The sequence below is a fragment of the Sulfitobacter sp. TMED3 genome (assembly GCF_002167505.1).
GTDB lineage: Bacteria > Pseudomonadota > Alphaproteobacteria > Rhodobacterales > Rhodobacteraceae > Sulfitobacter > Sulfitobacter pontiacus.
The window spans coordinates 1-7,753 of the sequence record NZ_NHBI01000014.1 but is presented as its reverse complement, the minus strand read 5'-3'; the positions used below and the strand labels follow the sequence as shown (position 1 = coordinate 7,753).

At 56.1% G+C, this 7,753-nt stretch carries 6 protein-coding genes, 4 pseudogenes and 1 other annotated feature; of the genes and pseudogenes, 3 read left to right on the top strand and 7 right to left on the bottom strand.

Going from position 1 to position 7,753, the window contains the following annotated elements:
• The 4 genes from CBB63_RS04595 to CBB63_RS04580 all read right to left on the bottom strand — a co-directional run.
• On the bottom strand, window positions 1–283 hold a 283-nt coding region (locus CBB63_RS04595; RefSeq protein WP_286698309.1), incomplete at its 3' end, for a tyrosine-type recombinase/integrase.
• Complete coding sequence (locus CBB63_RS04590) at window positions 255–812, bottom strand: hypothetical protein (protein ID WP_114865497.1); 558 nt, start codon at window positions 810–812, stop codon at window positions 255–257. The genes CBB63_RS04595 and CBB63_RS04590, both read right to left, overlap by 29 nt.
• Window positions 809–1,009 carry a hypothetical protein gene (locus tag CBB63_RS04585; RefSeq protein WP_114865498.1) on the bottom strand — a complete coding sequence of 67 codons (201 nt, stop codon included), beginning with the start codon at window positions 1,007–1,009 and terminating at the stop codon, window positions 809–811. Before CBB63_RS04585 ends, CBB63_RS04590 begins: the two co-directional genes overlap by 4 nt.
• A 654-nt stretch (window positions 1,010–1,663) precedes the next feature.
• Window positions 1,664–1,942, bottom strand: a complete 279-nt coding sequence (locus CBB63_RS04580) for a hypothetical protein (RefSeq protein ID WP_114865499.1) — start codon at window positions 1,940–1,942, stop codon at window positions 1,664–1,666.
• A 200-nt stretch (window positions 1,943–2,142) separates the two neighbouring features.
• On the opposite strand from CBB63_RS04580, the gene CBB63_RS04575 reads away from it, so the two are divergent.
• Window positions 2,143–2,403 (top strand): hypothetical protein, encoded by a 261-nt coding sequence (locus CBB63_RS04575; protein ID WP_114865500.1) that lies wholly within the window; start codon window positions 2,143–2,145, stop codon window positions 2,401–2,403.
• A 275-nt stretch (window positions 2,404–2,678) separates the two neighbouring features.
• Here CBB63_RS04575 and CBB63_RS04570 read toward each other — a convergent pair whose 3' ends face one another.
• Window positions 2,679–2,975, bottom strand: a complete 297-nt coding sequence (locus CBB63_RS04570; protein ID WP_074634633.1) for a helix-turn-helix domain-containing protein — start codon at window positions 2,973–2,975, stop codon at window positions 2,679–2,681.
• Window positions 2,976–3,926: 951 nt separating this feature from the next.
• Between CBB63_RS04570 and CBB63_RS04565 the strand changes: the two are divergent.
• A pseudogene (locus tag CBB63_RS04565) lies at window positions 3,927–4,773 on the top strand (transposase); the annotation flags it as partial.
• A gap of 272 nt (window positions 4,774–5,045) precedes the next feature.
• Here CBB63_RS04565 and CBB63_RS04560 read toward each other — a convergent pair.
• A pseudogene (locus tag CBB63_RS04560) lies at window positions 5,046–6,318 on the bottom strand (IS110 family RNA-guided transposase).
• Between the two features lie 137 nt (window positions 6,319–6,455).
• On the opposite strand from CBB63_RS04560, the pseudogene CBB63_RS04555 reads away from it, so the two are divergent.
• Window positions 6,456–6,728 (top strand): annotated as a pseudogene (locus CBB63_RS04555) (integrase core domain-containing protein); the annotation flags it as partial.
• 40 nt (window positions 6,729–6,768) lie between these two features.
• Here CBB63_RS04555 and CBB63_RS04550 read toward each other — a convergent pair.
• Window positions 6,769–7,753 (bottom strand): annotated as a pseudogene (locus CBB63_RS04550) (IS3 family transposase); the annotation flags it as partial.
• Window positions 7,599–7,705, bottom strand: a sequence feature (AL1L pseudoknot). Its footprint overlaps the pseudogene before it by 107 nt.

The window sequence follows — 7,753 nt, the reverse complement described above, 5'->3', positions numbered from 1 at the left end:
CCGCACGCTCCAAGGCGCTCGCCCCAAACTGGCCGACTTTTGCTCCGCCACAATGGCCGAATTTTACTCCGCCGTTGACACTCCCTAGTGCCTGCAGAAGCATCTGGGGCGCTGGGATCCATAAATTGGCCTTGGTCTTGCCCTGGCGGACGCTGATCGCCTCTCCGTCGAAGTCTGACCACTTCATCTTGAGCACGTCGCCGATCCGCTGCCCGGTGCCCAGCAGGAGCTCGAACAGCAGGCGGGTGCGCGGCTCAGCCTTCTCTCTGGCGGCGTCGATCATCTCGGTCGGCCAAGGCAAGCGCTCTTTCTTGTCGTTTGACCTCGGAGACGCCCTTCGCCCGGTTGCCGCCAGTGGGCAGCAGGCCAAAGTCGATCGCCTTCTCCATCACGATTTTGAGGATCCGCAAGCGATAGTTGGCTTTGTGCGGGCTTTTCTTGGCCCATGTATCCCGCCACTTGATGACGTGGTACCGCTCTATCGCCTTGGGCTGCAGGTGTCCGATCTTGTCCTGAAGAAAGTCTAGGTGCTGCCGGTAGTCAGCCTTCGTTCGCGGCGCAAGGTTCGCAAAGTCGTCAGACCGCTCGTAGCGCTCGATCACGTGAGTGACTGTCTTACCCTCAGCCACCGGCATGGGGGCGTTCAGCATGCGCTCACGTTCCTGGTGCAGGGCAAAGGGGACAGGGTCGCCCGCGGGGAACTGGGTCTGGAGCGGGATCTCCACGATCTTCGCGCCGTAGCGTTTTCGGAAGAACAGCTTACCGTCCCGCTTGCGCCTATGGATGTAGGAGGGGAGGTCGCGTCCCTTCATTCAGTCATGTCCACAAGGTCAGCTGGGTTCGACGATTTGTCATGGCCTGCAATCTCTACCTCGATCCCACCACCTGGCAAAATCGTTGCCTTGCCGATTTGGCGGCCGAGCTTCTGTTCCAACGTCGACACATAGAGAGCGACGCGGGCAGGAGACAAGATGGTAGTGCCCGAAGTCGGTTTGACGTGTGCGTTCATCGTGCTGCACTCCGGTACTGGCCGGGTCGCAGTCGCAGAGGCTTCGCATTAACGTCGACTATCTCGATGCAACTTGTACCGTATTCACGCGACATAACGTATCCGGTTTCCCGCTCGTGGGAGGGGGATCTGGTAAAGATTACCTCGTCGCCTACTTCGGGGAAGTGAAACGGGAAGCGAGAGTTCACGGAGGCGCTCGTCTGCGTATCGACATTCGGTGCCGCTTCAACCGTTTGCTCAGAGTGGGCAGAGGGCTTGGGTTTCGATGTGTCCATTCTGATATGTCCGCTCTTCGAGTGATGGAGGATATCTCGCCAACCGAATGGATTGGTTGCACCTAAGCTGCGCTGAGACCTTAGGTGCAACCAAGGTGCGGCATGGGCCACGCTAGTTGCAAGCCTGCCTATAAGTTTGGGAAAAACTGCGAATTTGTCAACTTTTTCGAACGCAAAAGCGGTAGCCTTGGGAAAAGAGCCAATCCGGATTGAGTTGCGCAATCCGGATTGACCTAGTGCTTCACAGGGAAGGGGTGCCCCCGAGCGGGAGTTAATGCTCGAGGGCCGATGGGAAATTGCGACACTGTTGCGGAGTGCAATTCCACTCATGAGTGTGACAGATCGTAATGGCATGTCAACATTCCTTGCAGCTGTGGCGTCATTCGCAGACGCCTTCGATATCCAGTTCCATGAGCCCCTGTTCAGTGAGATGTGCTCTGCGATCGGGCTTTTCACCAGAGACCTGAAGCAATCCAGCCCGCACCAGCAGCTGCATTGTGCTGTCGGCGTGGCGCTTCTTGTAGGTTGGGTTCATAGCAGTCCAAACGATATCCAGTGGGTTGCGCGAGGGCATTTCGATAAGCCCGCCGTAGTTCAGTGATCGGTGGGCATCTATCAGCGCCGCCAGTTGCTGCTCTGTCAGTTTCCGGGTGCTCATAGTGCCTTGCCCCGTTGCAGCTCCGCTAAGCGTGTCTGGTTCACACTGTGGCCGCGAGCCGCCATCAGCGTCGACCATGCAAGGCGGCGCAGAAGGGGGCGGTCGTGGACTTCCTCAGGGTAGGCCGCGACCGACATCGCATCGGCTAGCTGGGCAGGCGGGGGAACCGCCAGAGGAAATTGGATTACCCGCGGGCAAATATGTTTGCACGACTTGTCCGCGGGCAGGATGCCGGTGCTTCCAACACCGACATCCAATCCATCCCGAAAAAACAAAGGAAATACGGGATGAAACTCAGCTGTGAACTCAAGCTCCCTGGAGCGTGGAAAAAATTTAAGGAGGTTCGGCGAATGCTGACCATCATGTACGACAACCCCGGTCTCACCATCTTTTTGGCAGTGTGCTTGATAGTCATGGCACTGTGCCTGCTGGCTGCTTACGCAATCTACCGGCTTGGTTAGGCCTTGGGCTGATGGGGTGGGTCCGGTGTAGGTTAGCATGTCTTCCTCCAATATCACTGGAGGTTTGATAATACGAAAAAATTGTACACATCAATTCAATAATTCAAAAAAATCGTATTATTTGAAAATTCACCTATACACCGTGGCGCTTGGCGATGAGAATAAAACGTGAACATTTGGGGGAATCGGGTTGCTTGTGCGGTTAGTCGCTAGGGTTGGGTTGGCGTTGGGTATCAATCTAAACTGGATATTTGCGCCGATAACGTGGGCTATAGTTAGTCGAGCTCAGCCAAAATCGCTTCACGCACGTCGGCTGGAAGTCTCGCTGGATCACCGCCGAGAATGAAGTTGTAGTCGACCATGAATGCTTTGAGGTAAAAGGTCATGAGCTTCACAGAAGGAGATCCTGCTTTCTCCTGGGAGATGAATGTCGTGTATTTAATGCCAGCGCTGGCTGCCAGCTGCTTGCTGGTCATACCCGTCATCTTTCTGGTTGCGACCAGACGGTGATGGATCGCTTCAGGCGATGTATCGCCAGCGCGGGTGAGTTTTTCTTGTTCAATGTAATCCATAGGTCTGATTACGCCCTGATACGAAAAAATTGCACTTTCCATCGACTGAACGGTTGATTGTACGAAAAACTCGTACTACGCTTAGTGTATGGAAACACCGACGCGAGCGTTCATTTTGGCCTTGGGTGGCTATCAAGCTGTTGCCCGATCTCTGCATAAGAGGTCGACTACGGTTCATACCGCCATGCAAAGCGGTACTTTTCCTGCCTCTTGGTATGACGCGCTTTGTCGAATGGCGATCGATGCGTCTTTGGAAGAACCGCCACGCTCGATGTTCTCCTTTCTGCAGATTGAGGAGGACGCGGCATGAGCTGGTCACCTTCAGTTTACCACCCTGTTTATCGCGGAGGGGTGTTTGAGAGGCTCGACGGTGAATACTGTCTCGCAGCCACTGCAGATCTTAGTGTTGTTCCCTTGCAGAAAAGACTTTCTCTTGTTGGCCATGCAGTTCGGACAAATGAAATGCTCTGGTTCTCCCATGTCGTGGCCTTCTTTCAGCCGATACATGAGGCTGCCGGCAGGAGTATTCCAAAGTTCATAGCGGTCGAAGTCAGGCTGCTTTGTCTTCGATGCCGCAAGCGAAGCGGCAAGTATCGACAACCGTTGTATCAGCGTCGCGTTCGCGACCTGGATGCTAGCCACCTGTGCCAGCAATTCGCTAGCGGCGAGTTTGATTTCTGAAGCTGGGATGTCTTCCACTGTTTTCGACAGCTGTTNGATTTCGACGAGGGTTTCAGTTGCCCGCTTCGCAGACGTGCCAGTGTCTTCCGCGAGTTCAATCGCGTCTCTGATGGATTGGAATTCGATATCCACAGTCTTCCCCAAGTTGATTCGTTTCCGAATGTTACCTCCAAAGGGAGTTTCGCGACATGAGTGCGTTGCCGGTGACCTGCCCCCCGCGAAATCCCTCACCATGATGTAGAGTCTGCCCAACCCTGAAGGAGTAGACGAATGCGGAAGAGCCGTTTTACCGAGGCGCAGATTATTGGGATGATCAAGGAGCAAGAGGCAGGCATGCCGACGGCGGAGGTGTGCCGCAGGCACGGGCTCAGCCCGGCAACGTTCTACAAGCTGAAGTCCAAGTATGGCGGCATGGAGGTGTCGGAGGCCTCGAGGCTGAAGGCNCTGGAGGACGAGAACGCCAAGCTGAAGCGGCTTCTGGCCGATACGATGCTGGACAATGTGGTTCTGAAGGATCTTCTGGGAAAGAACTGACGACGCTGACCAAGCGGCGAGAGGCGGCGCTCAGGGCGCTGCGGGATCACGGCATCTCGCAGCGCCGGGCCTGTCGGCTTGTCGGTGTCGACCCAAAGACAGTCCGGCGCGAACGCCCGCCGGACTGCCCTGAGATCCGCAAGGAGATGCAGGAGATCGCNGGAAAGCGGCGCCGGTTCGGCTATCCCGCTGCCCGGCAGGGCATCACGAGGTGATGTCCCGAGAGGGGCGGATTGGCGTGTTGCTTGAGCGCAAGGGCATGAGAATGAACCACAAGAAACTGTATCGGCTCTACCGGGAAGAAGGGTTGTCAGTGAAGCGGCGGCGCGGCCGCAAGCGGGCCCGTGGAACGCGCTCCCCGATGCCGGTGGCTNCGTATCCCAATGCGCGCTGGTCTCTGGACTTCCTGGCTGACAGCTTCGGCCCATCCCGAAAATTCCGCATCCTGGCAGTGATAGACGATTGCAGCCGCGAAAACCTGTGCCTGATTGCTGACACCAGCATCTCCGGCGCGCGTGTTGCGCGTGAGCTGGATGCGCTGGTGCGGATCTACGGTAAACCCGGATGCATAGTCAGCGACAACGTCCTATGTCGCGGAANGATCTGGCTGNTTNGGTCANCAGGTCATNGNACATNNNGAGNNGCCNCGATGCNCTGTTNNGNNAGTGCCTCAGNNNGGCNNTNNNNTCAACGANATGATCTCTNCCATANCAAACACAGNGTACGCNNNCTGGCGGCTCTCACCGTCCTTAAGACGAGATCATCGGGTCGCNAACACAGAAGGCCTNAACATTATCTACGAGGTCAGTTACCTGCCTCNACGGCACCTACAGAGAAAGGTCCTTCTGCGATCGATCACCCCTCAAANAAGGGGCGATAGGGCTCGCCATGTTTAATGATCCCGTGAACTGTGNGGGCCATTCACNGCCCGACAGGGTATTGCGCAGCAATGTCCCGAAAGGGTGGCGGCGATTGCGGTATACGCCTTTCGGCGCAAATGTGAGTTGTGGCGGTCCTTGGCAATGTAGCGCTCGAACTTATCCCGGAAGCTGTTGGTGCGCTGCAGAATGGCAACCTGACCAGCCATCCATAGGGTGCGGCGCAAACGGGCATTCCCGTATTTTGACAGCTTGGTTTGGCCCCGGAATGTGCCCGACTGAATGGTTGCCAAGTCCATGCCGCAGAACTTCAAGAACTGCCGATGATGTCCAAAACGGCGCAAGTCGCCAGCTTCTGCGAGGATGGTCANAGCGTTGATCGGGCCGATCCCAGGTATTGATGTCAGCAACTGATAGTCAGGTAGATCCTTGAGAAGCGCGACGGCGCGATCTTCAATTTGATTNCGTTGNGCAATGAGACTGCGGCCTTCTCCAAGNACCAAGCGGAACATTCTGANCGCATCAGAATCTGGGGCAACCGGCAACCCCACTGAAGACTTAGCTGTCTCGTAAATATCTGCAAGCAAACGCTCTTTCGCGACCTTGCGCCCAATGACNTCCCAAGCATCAGNGGTGAAAGCGGCTTTGCCCATNGCTGNGATCAAATGTGGTGATGGATAACGCTCAAGGAATGCAAAGAACCAATCACTGCGTGAGCTGCGGTAAAACCGACCCGCTTCAGGGAAGTACAGCGGCAGATAATGGGTCAACACCCGGTGCCAAAGTTCAGTCTTCGACTTGGAGACGATATCGTGGGTTTTGGACAACTCTTGAATGTCATTCGTGCCGCATACCAGAGGGTCGTGGTAATATTGCTCGTTTCCGATCTCCATCATATGCAGGATCACTTGCGCGTCCTTTGGGTCATTCTTANCCCAGCTGTTATTGAGGGCTTCGCGCGTCCGCGCCAAAGCCACTGAGGACACCAGCTTTACCTCAAAGCCAGAAGTTGCCAGATGGTAAGCCAAGGCACGGTGATAATTGCCAGTCGCCTCAAAGGCCACACGAACTGGGCGTCCGTATTCCTTAAGTGCGGTGGCGAGGCGGTTGAAGTCGGCGAGTTCGTTCAAAACTGTTAAGCGACGTCGCCGTTTCTTATCTGGAATAGCGATCAAAACTTCATGCCGGGCCTTGGCGATGTCGATAGCCACCAAAACAGGGGCATCTTGTGCAACAATAATCTTGGTCATAGTTGGTCTCCTTTGCGGTGTGGTTTGTGCAAAACCACTGTAGGGACCCGAGACCCGGCTATGACCACCTGCTGCGCTATCTGGGGGCTGCGCAGGCGGCCATAGCCTCTCAATCAGCTTCATTCCAAAGGTGTTACGGCCCAGAATACGTCAGCGGCAAGCTGATGGCATGGGCTGAGACGCGCAACATCTGCCTGCAATACATCCAACCCGGAAAGCCGCAACAGAATGCCTATATCGAGCGCTACAACCGAACCGTTCGCGGCGAATGGCTGGGGCAATACATCTTCGAAACCATCGAGGAGGCACAGGACCAAGCAACTGAATGGCTCTGGACTTACAACAACGAGCGACCCAACATGGGTATCGGCGGCATGACACCCGCCATGAAACTGAAAACAGCCGCCTGAATTCTACGGCTGGACCCCATTAAAAATGGGGGGATTACCTCGCCATTTCCAGGTCCTGCATGTTGCGCCACGGTCCTTGGCGATGGACCAGTTCGGTTTTGTAGAGACCGTTTACCGTCTCGGCGAGGGCGTTGTCATACGAGTCACCGACACTGCCGACCGACGGTTCGATGCCAGCCTCAGCCAAACGCTCGGTGTATCGAATGGACAAATATTGCCCGCCCACTGCCCGGCAGGGCATTGTGCAGCAATGTCCCGAGAGAGGCGGTCCGAATGGTGAACCGCTCCACTTTTCTGGACGGGCCGTCGATCGTGCAGGGCTTGCTCCAAGGCATCCATTGCCCGGCAGGGTATTGCGCAGCAATGCACGATAGGGGAGAACAAAGTCCGTTTTGGCGGACCGCGAGACCCGCCACCCGACGATGCGATCAGCGAACGTATCGATGACGAAGGCCACATAGACAAAGCCCTGCCACCCCTCTCGTGACATTGCTCCGCAATGCACTGCCGGGCAGTGGTCGACACGTAGGTGAAGTCGCTGACCCAGAGAAGGTTAGGGGCTGGTGCTCGGAACACGCGGTTCACCTTATCACGCGGACAAGGCGCTGACGTGTCAGGGATCGTTGTCTTGGCCACCTTTCCACGCACAGCACCCCGGATACCAATCTGTTTCATCAGTCGCTCCACCGTGCAGCGCGCCAGCTCAAAGCCCTCGCGCTTCAGCTGATGCCACGCCTTACGAACGCCGTAGACCTGGTAGTTCTCATCCCAGCCCCTTTTGATCTCGGGGCATAGCTCTGTGTCACGCTGATGCCGTGCAGAAGCTTTGGAAGGGGCCGCTCGGCACGCAAGTTGGTGATAGAATGTTGATGGTGCGATCGGCAGCACCCTGCAGATCGACTCGACACCGTAAACAACGCGCTGATCCTCTATGAAGGCGATCATCGCTTCAGTGGGCGGTCGAGTTCCGTCCCGCTGCCCGGCAGCGCATGTAAACATGCGCGAGAGGGGGCGCAAAATAAGCT

What these genes read in the sequence shown, in the direction of transcription:
- CBB63_RS04590 (WP_114865497.1), bottom strand. Translation starts at nt 812, where the DNA reads ATGAAGGGACGCGACCTCCCCTCCTACATCCATAGGCGCAAGCGGGAC.
- CBB63_RS04585 (WP_114865498.1), bottom strand. Translation starts at nt 1,009, where the DNA reads ATGAACGCACACGTCAAACCGACTTCGGGCACTACCATCTTGTCTCCT.
- CBB63_RS04580 (WP_114865499.1), bottom strand. Translation starts at nt 1,942, where the DNA reads ATGAGCACCCGGAAACTGACAGAGCAGCAACTGGCGGCGCTGATAGAT.
- CBB63_RS04575 (WP_114865500.1), top strand. Translation starts at nt 2,143, where the DNA reads ATGTTTGCACGACTTGTCCGCGGGCAGGATGCCGGTGCTTCCAACACC.
- CBB63_RS04570 (WP_074634633.1), bottom strand. Translation starts at nt 2,975, where the DNA reads ATGGATTACATTGAACAAGAAAAACTCACCCGCGCTGGCGATACATCG.